General features: G+C 55.7%; 12 protein-coding genes and 1 pseudogene. 11 read left to right on the top strand and 2 right to left on the bottom strand.

The annotated features are described in order from the left end of the window. Positions 1–609: 609 nt before the first annotated feature. Both KBI52_RS05225 and KBI52_RS05220 read right to left on the bottom strand, forming a co-directional pair. Positions 610–2,247, bottom strand: a complete 1,638-nt coding sequence (locus KBI52_RS05225) for a hypothetical protein (protein ID WP_210805870.1) — start codon at positions 2,245–2,247, stop codon at positions 610–612. Between the two features lie 470 nt (positions 2,248–2,717). After that, positions 2,718–4,097: a hypothetical protein gene (locus tag KBI52_RS05220; RefSeq protein ID WP_210805868.1), complete on the bottom strand. Its 1,380-nt coding sequence runs from the start codon at positions 4,095–4,097 to the stop codon at positions 2,718–2,720. Positions 4,098–4,194: 97 nt separating this feature from the next. Between KBI52_RS05220 and KBI52_RS05215 the strand changes: the two genes are divergently transcribed. The 11 genes and pseudogenes from KBI52_RS05215 (at position 4,195) to KBI52_RS05165 (ending at position 14,007) form a co-directional block, all read left to right on the top strand. After that, complete coding sequence (locus KBI52_RS05215; RefSeq protein WP_210805866.1) at positions 4,195–4,839, top strand: acetyltransferase; 645 nt, start codon at positions 4,195–4,197, stop codon at positions 4,837–4,839. Continuing rightward, positions 4,829–5,950, top strand: a complete 1,122-nt coding sequence (locus tag KBI52_RS05210) for a DegT/DnrJ/EryC1/StrS aminotransferase family protein (protein ID WP_262266296.1) — start codon at positions 4,829–4,831, stop codon at positions 5,948–5,950. Before KBI52_RS05215 ends, KBI52_RS05210 begins: the two co-directional genes overlap by 11 nt. Beyond that, complete coding sequence (locus KBI52_RS05205) at positions 5,943–6,710, top strand: glycosyltransferase (protein ID WP_210805864.1); 768 nt, start codon at positions 5,943–5,945, stop codon at positions 6,708–6,710. The genes KBI52_RS05210 and KBI52_RS05205 overlap by 8 nt, the downstream gene beginning before the upstream one ends. Beyond that, positions 6,707–7,939, top strand: a complete 1,233-nt coding sequence (locus KBI52_RS05200) for a glycosyltransferase (protein ID WP_210805863.1) — start codon at positions 6,707–6,709, stop codon at positions 7,937–7,939. Before KBI52_RS05205 ends, KBI52_RS05200 begins: the two co-directional genes overlap by 4 nt. A gap of 113 nt (positions 7,940–8,052) precedes the next feature. After that, positions 8,053–8,197 (top strand): annotated as a pseudogene (locus KBI52_RS05195) (integrase core domain-containing protein); the annotation flags it as partial. A 194-nt stretch (positions 8,198–8,391) separates the two neighbouring features. Next, positions 8,392–8,910, top strand: coding sequence for a hypothetical protein (locus tag KBI52_RS05190; RefSeq protein ID WP_210805861.1), 519 nt, complete (start codon positions 8,392–8,394; stop codon positions 8,908–8,910). An 80-nt stretch (positions 8,911–8,990) separates the two neighbouring features. Next, the gene (locus tag KBI52_RS05185) at positions 8,991–9,185 is read left to right on the top strand and encodes a hypothetical protein (RefSeq protein ID WP_210805859.1); all 195 of its coding nucleotides are present in this window, start codon (positions 8,991–8,993) and stop codon (positions 9,183–9,185) included. After that, entirely contained in the window at positions 9,169–9,348 is a 180-nt protein-coding gene (locus KBI52_RS05180; RefSeq protein ID WP_210805857.1) for a helix-turn-helix domain-containing protein, read from the top strand. The genes KBI52_RS05185 and KBI52_RS05180 overlap by 17 nt, the downstream gene beginning before the upstream one ends. A gap of 173 nt (positions 9,349–9,521) precedes the next feature. Next, positions 9,522–11,228: a site-specific integrase gene (locus tag KBI52_RS05175; protein ID WP_210805855.1), complete on the top strand. Its 1,707-nt coding sequence runs from the start codon at positions 9,522–9,524 to the stop codon at positions 11,226–11,228. Further along, entirely contained in the window at positions 11,228–12,289 is a 1,062-nt protein-coding gene (locus KBI52_RS05170) for a tyrosine-type recombinase/integrase (protein ID WP_210805853.1), read from the top strand. Before KBI52_RS05175 ends, KBI52_RS05170 begins: the two co-directional genes overlap by 1 nt. Next, positions 12,286–14,007 (top strand): recombinase family protein, encoded by a 1,722-nt coding sequence (locus KBI52_RS05165; protein ID WP_210805851.1) that lies wholly within the window; start codon positions 12,286–12,288, stop codon positions 14,005–14,007. Before KBI52_RS05170 ends, KBI52_RS05165 begins: the two co-directional genes overlap by 4 nt. Positions 14,008–14,027: the final 20 nt, after the last annotated feature.

The following is a 14,027-nucleotide window of genomic DNA, read 5'->3' as shown; positions in this document are numbered from 1 at the left end:
TATGAATGCCGAAGCCCCCGTGTCATGTCTGACCGGGGGCTTTGCGGTGATGTGGTTGCGGGGACCTGAAACTACCGACACTAGTGACGCCGATTGGTCGACTTACCGTTTAAGCAGAGTAGTGTGGTGAAGGTTCTGCAAATCGCCTGATCGGGGCGGTCATGGCAGGATAGTGATGTCCAAGTCACCCTCCGAGAGGACCCCACCATGACCAGCACCAAGGATAAGTACGAATTCCCAGGGCAAGCAAAGCAAGATCCGCAATAGCCCAAAGGCTAAGGCTACGGAACGAACCGACCCTTCTGCAGATCGATGGCTCCCTTAAGCTTGATCACGGCCTCGGCCGCCTTGTCACTGTCGGTGAAGGCTGACGATTCAACCCGCATGACTGAACACGCGAAACTCTTTCGCTTTTCATATAATACGGGACACGAATCCAGCACACTTCCTCAATTATGGAATAGCCCGCAGTGCTATCTTGCATCGCGGGCTTTCTGCTACTGATTCAAGCATATGCCGATGGGCAGATTGACATAACAGCATCCGCAACACTGTGCGTCGGAGACATTGTCACGTGAGCGCCGGTAGAACTCAAATCTGATTTGTTCGCTATCGTTGGAAAAGGCAGGTTGTATCTGTTGTGCCGAAGATCGCAACGGCTCTGGTAGGAGCAACGTGTCCTTTATAGTGACCAAACCACCCTGAGCGTAGGTCCGCTCCAACTTTGACGACGTCACCTCTGCTCATACCGGGAAAGCCAAATCCGATGACCGTATCTTTCTCGTCAAGCAGCACAATGTAAGTAGGCAACGAGGTTGTCTCAGTATTCCAAGCCCATCCCCATGCGCGCCCGCCACTTGCCAATGGGGCTGTAGCATCAAAGGTCCCCTGACATGCTGCGTCAGCGCGTGGCTCGAAGGGCAATTTTCCAGCAAGCCAGTGAGGCCATTCTTCGGAAAAAATATTGAGGCGCAACCGCTTTAGCCGGGCCGCTTCTAACAACACCCGGTCTGGAAGCGGAAACAGGTGACCCAGCATCTCTTCGTCGTTCACCTCGGCAAGCATAGCGGTAAGACCTTGCTGCTTCGAATACTTCGCCTCTTGTGCATCGTTAAGGTATCGAGCTTGCGTTGCAGCGGTGAAAACGATGATGAAGACCGCAGTCCAGGCCATAATCCTGAATTCACGCGTTAAGACGAGCGCGATCGATAAATAAATCGGAAAGACGATTGTTCCATAGCGAGAGGCGGCCGCTTGTTCGTAACCGAAATAATTCCGGCCAATTGCGGTCAGTAATGTCGCCGCCAATGTCACAACAATCACCGCGCCGGCAAAGAGGTCCATCTCGTCTAAACGGAATCGCCTGCGAATAAGCACAATCAGCGAGCTAGCTGACATAATTAGCACTAGTAAACCCATGAGGCCGGCAGCGGTAAGATTTTCTAGGCCCGTCCATGAAAGGCAGCTTTGGAGCGGACTGCCCAGGTAGTAAACCGAATATAAGAAAATGCGTGCTAGCGAATGCACGGATTCGGCTGGCTTTGGCCCGGGTTGGAAGCCCCAAAAGTACATTCCCGTGATCGCCAATATTGCGAAGGTAACAAAAGCGGCAATCTGCCAGCGCGGACGAGCAACAAAGCACAGCGCGATAAGGATGAAAGCGCTCAAGATACCCGTGGCAATGCACAACACGGCTATGGCCATGAGAACGACCGAAACGATCGCATGTCCCCAACTATTAGGCGAACGTGCAAAAACAGCGAACGAGGCCACATAGAAACACACTAGACCAGTATATTGCGTTTGGAACGGCCAGGCGAAGTTCTCGTATTGATACCACCAGAAAGTGAGAAAGACTGCTGCTACGGTGAATAGAGCTTTCATCCTCGACGTCAGGCGTTTGTCGAGTGCTATCATCCAGACAAACGTTGCACCTGTTCCTATTTGGAAGAGGGCGACGAACACCATAGAAAACCTATAGCTCATCCTGAAAAATTCGGCGTCTATGGTATAGATGATGCGCGCTAGAACAATGCGGTGCTCGTTGTGTTGAATGAAATAACCTGAAATTCCGTCAGGTTTGTAGAGCGTGTTCCACTGGTCCCAAAAGGGTGCCAGAAAGCTGAACTTCACTGTTGCATAAAGGTACCAGAGAAGCCAGCCGATAGAGGCAATGAACGCGGTAAGCCAAATCAACCTGTCAAAAAGAATAGAATGGCGCGTTGGCGGTGTCGTCGTGTGTAGCACAGTTGATTAACTCCGGGAGCGATGAAAGCGGTTGTGGCGTCACCGTGGACGCAGGACGAGGGCGAAAATTCCTGCAACTGTCGTACCGGCCGCCACCCTTCGAATGCAACCAGCGCCTGCTCCAACCATCGCGATATTTCCGACGACGACTTTCGGAGCACATTTGGCACCGATACCTAACCCGGCTTGGTTACCTATGGTCACGGCACCTGCTAATGCGCAGGATGGACTTAACCTCGGGAAGTCGTTGAACGGGCGATCATGGACAACGGTGACACCAGGTTGGATCAAAATGAGCTTCCTCAAGATGGCTTTCGCAGATACTGACGAAAGACCAAAGATGATAGATCCCGCGGGGGCGAGGACTACGAACGTCTGGTCGAAACTGGCGAGATGCTCCTCTATCTTGCGATAAACCGCATCCTGCTCTGGCGCCTCACGTGAAAGGAAAGATAATTGCTCACCAGTCTCTAAGTCCTGTTCAGCGGTCTCCGACTTCGTAATCTTCTCAAGGTGTGCCCCATATGATTGACTTCCAACCTAAGCTCTTGAACGTTTTTCGGCTGAGTTCTCAGGTCGTTTAACTCAGCCGTCAGAGCCTCAACTTGGCGCCTAATTTGAAGCATGGAGCGCATCATCAGATAATCGTTTTGGACCTCAGTAGATAAATCTACATTGTCCTCCATTAGGTGCCGAAAGATTATCTGGGATCTTGTCATTAACTGCTTATCAACGTCAATAATCCGCCGAAATGCACGATAGGTACCATGAGCGAGTTTATAGAGAGCCGTCGGGTCACGTAAGTAGGCGAGTATCTTGCGAGCAGATACTTCAACATCGTCGCCGACAAGTACTAGATCAATGCCATCTCTGAACTGAGTGTTTAGATTTAGCGGATCGCTAATAAAATTTGCAACTCCCATGAACCCAGCTTCTAGGCACGATCCAGTTGGAAAACCGTCAAAAGCGCCCGAACTTGATAGGAATGGTCTGTTCACCGAAACAATCGCGTCCATTCGCGAATAGAAGCTTCTAAAGAACGCGGCAGGCTGCGGGCCGTAAAAAGTGATCTTTCCTTCTATACCCTTCAGTGGCAAATCATCGGGGCCGTAATTCCCAACAACATGGAACCGGACGCAATCTAGCTCACTCGATATTAGGTTTGCGATCTCGATAAATTTATCATATCCTTTGGATTGCAAATCATTGTTGTATTTGTACGCGACAAAGCAGACATCCAGCGTACTCTTATTCCCGCCATAAAATAGTTTGTCTTGGCAAAAATCAAATGGGACATTACTGTCAAAAACTCCGCCGAAAATGTGATGCACCTTACATGCATTGAAGCCGATATGTTCAGACGTGATATAATCCCGCGATATAGTCTGGGTCGTAATGACGCCCTTACATAGGCGATTCAGCAATACAGAGCGCAATTTCAAATCAGTCTCTACTTGACCGATTTCAAATCCTCCACCCGGATACAGCTGAAGTATAAATGGTAGATTTCTCTGTTCGAAGAAAGGCAATAAATTGTATGCATTGTTCAAGAAAGTGACATACGCTAAGCGCGCGGCAATATGCTGACTTTCACTGAACCTAAATATTCGGCGTTTGGCATTTTCACTGAACTCCAGCTCATCCAACTTGCCTTCAAAGGTCGTTCCCTTTTCCCAATTGTGCCATCCTTCTAGCGACAGTAGCGCCGCGTCAAAATTGTACAAATAGTGCCGGTATTCGATTGTTCGGAATGGCGACAAGCTCGAAGGCAATACGTCATCAACGATGAGCAGATCTGTAATTTTATTACCAACAGTTCCCTCGACAACAGTGTTGCTCGATTGCATCATTCAGGCCCCCAATGGGTTGCATAGAACCCGAACGCTGGCAAACGTTGCACGACTAACGTAGAAGGCCGTCAGTGGTCAACAGAGCCGATGAAGTAAAGTGCCAAAGCCGAGATCGATCATATATGGCGCAGGGGGCCACGCGCGCGAACTTGCCTTTCAACTGGAGGCGGCCGGCACGCAGGTGCTGGCGTTCGTCGATGATTTCAACTCAGACCGTCTTTTGGACGGAACTCCGGTCGTTTCTTATGAAAAAGCAATAACGATGGCGGGAGGCGCATCCTGGTTTGTAGCTATAGGAAGTATAGAAGGCCGAGTTAGGCTGGTCCAGCGATTGAGTTCGTCGGGTACAAGGTTTGGGACTTTTGTGAGCCCGCGCGCCGTGGTGTCGCCAACCGCAAGAATTGGCCAAGGGGTCCAAGTCTTCGCAAACGTTGTGATTTCTGCAAATGTCAATTTGGGTGATCATGTGATCGTCAACTACGGGGCAGTGCTGCATCATGATGTGAAGATCGGATCATTCGGCTTTATCGCCGCGAATTCAACGATAGCCGGCCATGTGGAGGTTGGCTCGCGGGTTTGGATCGGCGCTGGAAGCGTAATCCGAAACGGTGTAGATGGCAGCCCCATGAGGGTTGGCGACGGGGCAGTCGTAGGCGCTGCTGCATGCGTCATATCAAACGTCGATCCCGGCCTGACGGTAATTGGTGTTCCTGCGAAGCCGAGGAGTTCTCGTGAAAAATAATCCTATTTATGTAGCGCGCCCCATCGTGCCCAGTGTAGATGAATTTTTATCTTATCTGCGTCCCGCTTTGGAGAATCGGCGACTCTCGAATGGAGGGCCGAACTGCCACAATCTTGAGCATAGGCTTTCGGAGATTTTAAGAACACCTCACGTAAGCCTGATGTCCAACGGCACGATAGCAATAGAAATTGCTGCCAAGGCACTAAATTTTCGCAACCGCATAATAACTACGCCTTTTACGTTCGCAGCCACTGTAAGCGCGCTGATTTGGATCGGTCTGGATCCTGTTCTTGTGGATGTGGAAGAGGATTATCTAACGATAGACCCGAATGCCGTAAAAGAACATCTTGACAGCAATGTTGGCGGTATCCTCGGTGTTCACGTATATGGATGCCCCTGCAACGTTGACGCCCTAGACGACTTAGCAAAAGCGGCGTCAATACCCATTCTCTATGACGGGGCTCATGTATTTGAATCAACCTTCAATGGTCGACCGATTGTCGGCTATGGCGATGCAACGACAATGAGCTTTCATCCAACAAAGCAATTCAACACGGGTGAAGGCGGCGCAATCGTAACAAATTCTTACGAGGTGCACGCAAAGGTCGGCCTTTTGAAGAATTTTGGGATCGAATCGGAGGATCTCATTTCGGAAGTAGGTACTAACGGAAAAATGAGCGAGCTGAACGCCGCATTCGGGCTCTCGAACTTGAGCGCAGTATTCGAAGAGCGTGCTAAACGGACCGAGATTGCTGCGATATATACCGATTGCCTTGTTGAGCACCCAAAGATCAAAATCGTCCCGCAACGGCCCGGCACGCTCGGTGCACCAAGTTATTTTGCAGTACGATTGCCCGTGGAGAATGGCATCCGCCTTCGTGACAAGGCGTACCTGGCGCTCAGGGAACTTGGGATCTTCACCCGCAAATATTTTTATCCTTTACTCTGTGATGTGCCGTCTTACAGAATGCATATGACGCAGAAGGAATTCAAGTTACCGAACGCGCGGCGTGCCGCAGAAGAGGTCCTAACACTTCCTCTCCATGGAGGAATAACAAACGAAGCCGCAGTCTATATCGCACAGTCTTTGAAGGCGTCACTCCATGACTAACCCATTGATTACGGTTATCGTACCGACTTATAATCACGCCAAGTACATCGCCGAAGCTATCGATAGCATTATTGCTCAAACCATCTTCACTTCGACAAAGGTCATTGTGTCGGATGACTGTTCCAGTGACGGGACATTTTCGATTGCACGTGCCACCGCACAAAGCCTTTCAAACGTCGAGGTAATTGTAAATGAAGCCAATCTTGGCATCATTAACCATTATCGGAAGCTAACTGAACTTGTTGATACCCCATATGTCGCGGTTCTTGAAGGTGACGATTATTGGATCGCTGACGATAAGCTTGAGCAGCAACTTGCTTTCCTTGAGACCTTTCCGGACATAGGATTGTGCTTCACAGCGTGTATTGTCGAGGATGAAGTGTTGGGGGCAAAGTGGCGGCAGCCAAACTGGCCAGACGGACGGCACAGGCTCCTGACAATGTTAGACTTACTTGATTCCAATCCTGTGGCCACATTTTCAAATTGCTTATACCGAAGCGACCGCTTCCGTGACGCCTTGAGTTACGCAGATGCCAAGGAGGGTTACGACTGGTTGCTGAATCTAACAATCGCAGCTAAAGGCGGCGCAGCACACGTCGCGAAACCGTCCACGTTGTATCGACTTCACCCAAACGGCACTTGGACTAGCCTTAACTCAGAGCATAGGAAGGCAGCAATAATTCGGACCCTCACGGCAGTGGGAAAAAGAGTAGACCCCGCTGTCCGACAGTTCATTAATGCTGCTGTTGAAAGATTATGAACAATCCCCTCGTTTCTGTCCTCATCCCTAGCTACCAGCACGAGAAGTATATCCGTGCGACCCTTGAGAGCGTCCTCGCTCAAACTTTCACGGATATTGAAGTTGTAGTTGTGGATGATGGCTCATCAGACAATTCAGCATCAATTGTTGCAAGTTATCGGGATAGCCGAATTGTTTTGCGGCAGTTGTACGAGAACGTCGGTGCTTGTCAGGCCATGAACGTTGGTCTCGAAATGTGTCGTGGGCAGTACATCGCAGTGTGCAACTCCGATGATGTATGGGTTGCCGACAAACTTGAGAAGCAACTCCAAATTTTTTCGTCCGGGACAGATGTCGCCGCCGTTTTCTCGGATGTAGAGTGGATTGATGATGAAGGTTGCTGGCTGGGAGATCATCCCGGCTACCAAGACGTTTTTCGTCAAGCTAATCGTTCACGTTTTCAGTGGATGAGAGATCTCTTAGAGGGTGGCAATCGCTTGTGCCACCCGTCGGTGCTGATAAAGCGCGACGTATATGACAAGGTTGGACTGTACAACAACTTCTACCGGCAGCTACCTGACCTTGATATGTGGGTGCGAGTGCTTGAGCACTTCGATATCTTTGTAATGCCGGAGCGACTCGTAAAATTTCGGGTCCATCAAAATAACACCAGCCGTCCAAGTCAATCGGCAAGTAACCGGTCGATCAACGAGCACCGACTCATCCTTGTAGATTTTATGAAACGCGTCTCAAGCGATAACTTCTACAAAACATTTGGATTTAAGGAGTTGAAATCCATCGGTGACCCCGAGCGCCTAAAGATCGAGATAGTGAATTACTTGCTCGAGTACAGGGGCATCGACGTCTATGAGCGGATGTTTCATCAGCTTGGGACGGAGATCGCGATGACCGTGCCACCTAAGACACTGATTGATAATGGCATTGCTGCGCATGACTTCCACCAAATGGTCGGACGGGACTCGCCATGGATTCCAGTCATTGTTTCAACACCTGTCGATGCTTCCGAGGGTTCAATTGTCAAGGAGCAGCCGGCAGTTGTCGAGCAACTTCATGATCCACAGCTTGTCGAACCGAGTCAGGTTCCTCCGAAAAAGTTAGGCCCAAAAAAGTCAGGTCCGAAAAAGTTAGGCCCGCTGGTGGCGGAAACCCAAACCAAAACACTGATCAGAATTGTTCTAAGCCGCTTACGCACAAGGACTCGCTCCTATTTAAGCGGAAACCGGGATTGACTGTGTAGTCTGAGCGCCTCTTTTCATCCGGCGATCAGGAGAACTCGTTGGTAGTGTGGTCTAAGCCTCGTAAACTCCTCCACGTAGGCAGGTCCACACTTGAGAAGGGCCCGCATTGGTTCCTGTCCCTTGCATTTGCACGCGAAAAGATGGAGCACTGGCGTCGATACTACAGTGAGGACGACCCCATGGTGCGATCGGGAGTAGGCCCCGATCGTGCTGACGAAATTGGGTGACCCAGCCAGCCTACCACCCTGATTGAGGTTGGAAAGGTCTCACCTCGGGTGGTGCCAAAATGGGCTCAGCGCACAATGACCACGAATCCCGACGGAAGGCTTTTGAATTGGCTCAAGAAGGACCTGCAGCATCTCGGGCATGGACCGTCCGACGAGGCCCTAGTTCAACTTGTTGAAGATACTAAACGTATCATCAAGCTGTACTTGAAAAACCCCGTGAGGCTGCGTCCCTCGGCAGTCGCCCGCGAGCTTAACAGCCTGGCAACTAATCTTGCGAAAGCAGAAAAGAACGCCGAGAAGCTCGGGAACCAAGGTCTCCTGATGATTGTCGCGATGTCCGAGGTCAACCTCGATTGTGTCGCCATCGAGATGCGGCAGCACATCCTTTATCTGCAGCGGATGGCGTCCTTGAGCCGCAAAGCCGCGGAGGTCGCCAAGGAGCAGAGCCTATCTGCCCAGGACAACCATGGCGGACCGACCCCGACTCAGGAGTTGCGGGAACTGATCTCGGCGCTGATGCTATCCTATCAGGAGGTGCTTGGCATCAGGCCCGCTCATACGGTGGACAAAATCATCTTTCTGGCCGAACGCGGCTTCACCGGCTTCGTCAAGGAGGCGCTGTGTCTGTATGCGCCCAAGGGCGTCACGTTCGAGCCGCGGCTAATCGACAAGGTGGTCGAGGAGAAGCTCCCGATCCGTGACCTTGAGTACTTCGACCCACCGTTCGTGCCCTGAGGTTGTGCAAAAGCTGGTGAGTTAGGGAGTTCGACCAATCGAGCGTCCGTCATGATTGTCCTGCCCATTGGAGGTCACCAGTGGGCAAGACAGCAAACCGTGAACCAGCAACTCGCAGCCATGAGGAGCCGGCATCTTCGCCGGTTGCGTTGATTGCTTTCGTCCGGTTGCTGGCCCGGCACGCGGCCCATGAAGCGTTTGCCACAGCCGAACCAGCGGTTCCCTCCGAGCACGATCACCCCGAACCGGAGGATACCTTTGAAGCCGAAGTCTGAGCCGCTACTGACCCTGGAGGACCTCGCCACTCGCTGGCAGGTCAGCCTTAAATCCGTGCGCCGCATTGTGGCCCGCGGCGAGCTCAAGGTGCACCGCATTGGTCACCAGATCCGCATCTCCCTCGAAGACGTGACCACCTACGAGAAGCTCCATCGCGAGTAGGTGCGATGGGTGCCTATGTCCGCTTCTGTCCAACAGCGTCAATGGCTTAGCGGCTGTCGGGAGACCGCTCCCGGCTGAACGCCGTAGGACCAGAAAGCTGCTATTTCCCGAACTGCCCCTCCTGTCCACGCCTGACCTCCCGAGGCCAGAGCTGACCATGTGAGACGATCCCGATGCAGTATGTCGACCCCAGATTCCTCGCCCGTAGCAAAATGGCTTTCGCCTCCCAGAACCAGGCCACTCTGGCGGAGGTGAAGCGTCTCGCCGCGTCGGATCCCGACCTGACCAACACCCAGCGCCGCGACCTCATCTCGGCCCTGAACCGCGTCGGGCAGATGTTCGGGGCACCCTTGGAGACGCTGGAGGCGAGTCCGCACCGGGTGCGTGAGCTGTTTGCGTCCAGAAGCGCCGCCCAGGTGAACCTGTCCGAGAAGACCTTCGCCAACATCCGCTCCCTGGTCGTCCAGGCCCTGGAACGCTATGCGCCGCGACCCCTGCCACTGACCCGCCGTATTCCACTCGCGCCGTCCTGGCAGGCGCTGCTTGACCGGATTGAGGCCGCCTATCAGCGCCAGGCGCTTTATCGCCTCGCCACCTACAGCACCGTCATGGGGATCGCGCCGGAGGAGGTCACGCCTCAGATCCTCCTCGGTCTGTTTGAAGCGCTTGAGGCGGAAGAGGCGCTCAAAAACCCGAAGGATATCCTCAAGAACACCATCTCGAACTGGAACCGCTCGGCCCGTACGATGCCGGACTGGCCACAGGTGCAGCTGTCCTCGCCATTCAGGCAGGAACCGTATGCGCTGCCCCTGAGCGCCTTTCCGGCCTCGTTCCAGGAAGATGTGGGACGCTGGCGTGAGCGCATGGCGAACCCGGATCCCCTCGACGAGGAGGCGCCGGCACGCGCCCTGCGCCCGGCAACGATCGAGCACCGGGTTTACACCTTCCGCCAGTTAGCTTCGGCGCTCGTCCATACCGGCTACCTGTCGACGGAGGCGATCACGTCGTTGAGCGTCCTGTTCCAACCGGAGGCGTTTAAGGCAGCCCTTCGCTTTTTCTTGGATCGTTCGGGCAGGAAGACCCAGCGGGTGCACAATCTCGCCCGCTCGATGCGTCTGATCGGCAAGCACTATGGCGGATTGGACGAGGCGTCTGTCGCCTCCCTGGAGAAGATCTGCCGCAAGCTCGATCCCGGCAACCGGCGTCAGATGACGGAGCGTAACCGCAAGCGCCTCGCTCAGTTCGATGATCCGCGCAACGTCGCCCGCCTGCTCACCTTCCCCGAGCGGGAGGCCAAGCGCGCCCTGGCCGAGACGAACCCGCTACGAGCCGCGAAGGCGATGGAGCGCGCGGTGGCAGTTGACCTCCTGATCCATTGCGGTCTGCGCATCGGGTCCTTGCGGACGTTGGAGCTTGCCGACTTCACCTTCCTGAGTTCGGGACTCGCCGTGCTCATCGTGCCGGCAGAGCGCACCAAGACGGGCCGGCCGCTGGAGTTCGAGCTCAATGCCGAGATCACCGCGCGCCTGAAGCACCACATCGCAGCATTCCGCTCGCGTTTGCCGGAGGCCGATGGGCCTTACCTGTTCCCGGGTGTGAACAGGAAGCCTCGTTCCAAAACCGCGCTGTCGGATGCGATCCGCCGCAGCATGCGCCGGGCTGGTCTCGAGATGAACCCGCACCTGTTCCGGCATTTTCTTGCCAAGATCACCACGGAAGCTGATCCCGGCGCCTATCTCGCGGTTTCGCGCGTACTTGGCCACACCACGCTCGACACCACCATGGGTCATTATCTCGGCACCGGATCGAAGGCGGCTGGACGTCACGTCGATCGCCTGCTCGACGCGGCCAAAGCCAAAGCCCCAACGGGGAGGCGCTGATGGGCCGCCCTGTTGATCCGATGCGCCGCGCTCTGCCGGTGTCCGAGTGGCCGCAGGTCGACCAGGAGGCCTGGGCGGCGGCACAGGTCGAAGACGACATATTCGACGAATGCGGTGGTGCGGCCCATTGGGCATCCGGCACCCGCCGGACCAACGAGCAGCATTATGGCCGTTGGCTCGGTTACTTGCTTTGGACCGGTCAACTGGACCGTGACGCAGACCCCGCCGATCGCGTCACGCGCGAGAGGGTTCGCGCCTACAACCTCCATCTTGAGACGCTCGTCGCCCCGCGTACACGCCTGTCGATGCTGGTCGGCCTGAAGGTGATGATGCAGGCGATGGCTCCCGATCGGAACTGGCGCTGGCTCCAGACCACCTGCAACCGGGTCCAAATCAATGCCAGGCCGAGCAAGGACAAGCGGACCCGGATGCGCCCGACCGCGGAGATTTTCGCCGCCGCGGTCGCGGAGCTGGAGCGTCTTCCTGTCGGTAACCTGTCGCTCAAGCAAGCCGTGGCCTACCGCGATGCCCTGATGCTCGCCCTTCTGGCGCTTCGTCCCCTGCGGGTGAAGAACTTTTCGAGCCTCGAACTCGGGCGACACCTGATCCCAACCGAAGGCAGCTGGCTCATCACCATTCCGGCCGAGGAGACCAAGACCCGTCAGCCGATCAGCTTCGAACTGCCCGAACCGCTGCTGCCCTGGTTCGAGCACTACCTTTCCGCGGTGCGCTCCTTGTTTCCGCAGGCGGCCGAATCGACCAGGCTGTGGCTCAGCAAGGAGGGCGTTATGCGCGATTCCCACGCCGCGTATCACCGGATCACCAAGCTGACCCGCCGCCTGTTCGGGACGCCAATCAACCCGCACCTCCTGCGCGATTGCGCGGCCTCGAGCCTCGCGGCTGTGTCCGCCGATATGGCCCGCGCCGCGGCGCCGCTGCTCGGCCACCGGCATTTCTCGACGACCGAGCGTTTCTACATCCAGGCCGACAACCTCGCCGCAAGCCGACGCCTTGGCTCGATCCTCGATCAACTCAAAGCCGCCGGGGAGGACCTCGTATGAAGCGCGCCGCGATCTATGCCCGCTACTCGAGCGAGAACCAGCGCGATGCCTCGATCGAGGACCAGCTCGAGGTCTGCCGCCGCTATGCCGCCCAGCAGGGGCTCCAGGTGACGGCGACCTTCCAGGATCGAGCGCTGTCGGGCGCCAGCAACAATCGCCCTGGCTACAGGGACCTGCTGGCACAATCGCGACGGGGAGCCTTCGACGTCGTGATCGTCGAGGCGCTCGACCGCCTGGCGCGTAAGCTCTCGGATGTGGCCAGCCTCCATGACGAGCTGCAGTTTCATGGGATGAGCCTGCACGCGGTCAATGTCGGTGCGGTGACCACCATGCATGTCGGAATGCTCGGCACGATGGCACAGATGTTCCTCTCCGACCTGAGGGAGAAGACCAAGCGCGGACAGTTGGGTCGCGTGCTGCAGGGGCGTGCCGCCGCCGGTAAGGCCTTCGGCTACAACGTGGTCGAGGAGGGCGAGCGAGGAGGGCGCACCATCAACCGTGATGAGGCGGCTGTGGTTGAACGCATCTTTAGGATGTTCGCTCACGGCGTAAGCCCACGGGCCATCGCCCGGCGCCTCAATGAGGAGAGCATTCCCGGTCCCGAGAGCCGCCCGTGGCAGGACACCACCATCCGCGGCCAGAAGGAGCGCGGGACCGGAATCTTGAACAACGAGATTTATATCGGCCAACTGGTGTGGAACCGCTGCTCCTATGTGAAGGACCCGAGGACAGGAAAGAGGGTGGCGCGGCCGAACCCGCCCGAGCGCTGGGAGCGAACAGAGGTACCGCACCTGCGGATTATCGACGATACGCTCTGGCAGGAGGTGAAGCGGCGCCAAGCGGCAACCGCCTTCGAGATGGGCCGGGATGAGAGCGGCAGTGCGCTCAACCGGGCTCACCGCCGCCGTTTCCTCTTGTCGGGCCTTCTAACCTGCGGCTGCTGCGGCGCGGGGTACACGATCATGGCGAAGGACCGCTATGGCTGCGCCGGGCGGCGCTCGAAGGGCATGTGCACGAACGACCGTACGATCAGCCGGAAGGAGATCGAGGCGCGCATCCTCAGGGCCCTGAAGCAGAACCTGCTCACGCCAGAACTGGTGGCGGAGTTTACCCGCGCGTATCAGGAGGAGGTGAACCGGTTGACGAAAGAGGCAAGTGGCAAGGCTGCCGAGACCGAAGTGAAGCTCGCCGGCGTTCAGCGCAAGATCGACGGGATCATGAGCGCGATCGAGGACGGGCTGTACCAGCCGTCGATGAAGGCGCGTCTCGCTGAACTGGAAGCAGAGAAGGCGAGCCTCGTCGCGCAGCAAGCAAAGTCCGACGTCATGCCGAACATCTCGGTGCATCCGAACCTTGCGGCGGTTTACCGCCGCAAGGTCGAAGAACTGGAGAACTTGCTTGAAGACGCTGAGCACAGGGACGAAGCGATGGAGCTCATTCGCTCGCTGATCAACAAGATTGTCCTGACCCCAAAGGAGGGCAGTGGCGTGGACGCGCTGCTGCACGGCGACCTTGCCCGCATTCTCACTCTATGCGCCGCCGGGCAGCAGGGGGCTGAACAGCAAAAAGCTCTCCGCGCGGCGGGCGCTGGAGGGCTTTCGGTATCTGCGGACTCGCGGGTGTCGAGATACGAAGAAGCCCTCGCTGGGGTTACCAGTCGAGGGCTACTGTCGGTGGTTGCGGGGACAGGATTTGAACCTGTGACCTTCAGGTTATGAGCCTGACGAGCTACCGGGCT

The sequence above is a fragment of the Microvirga sp. HBU67558 genome (genome assembly GCF_018069605.1).
Classification (GTDB): Bacteria; Pseudomonadota; Alphaproteobacteria; order Rhizobiales; family Beijerinckiaceae; genus Microvirga; species Microvirga terrae.
Note: the sequence above shows the minus strand (reverse complement) of the source record. Positions and strands in the feature narration are given on the sequence as shown.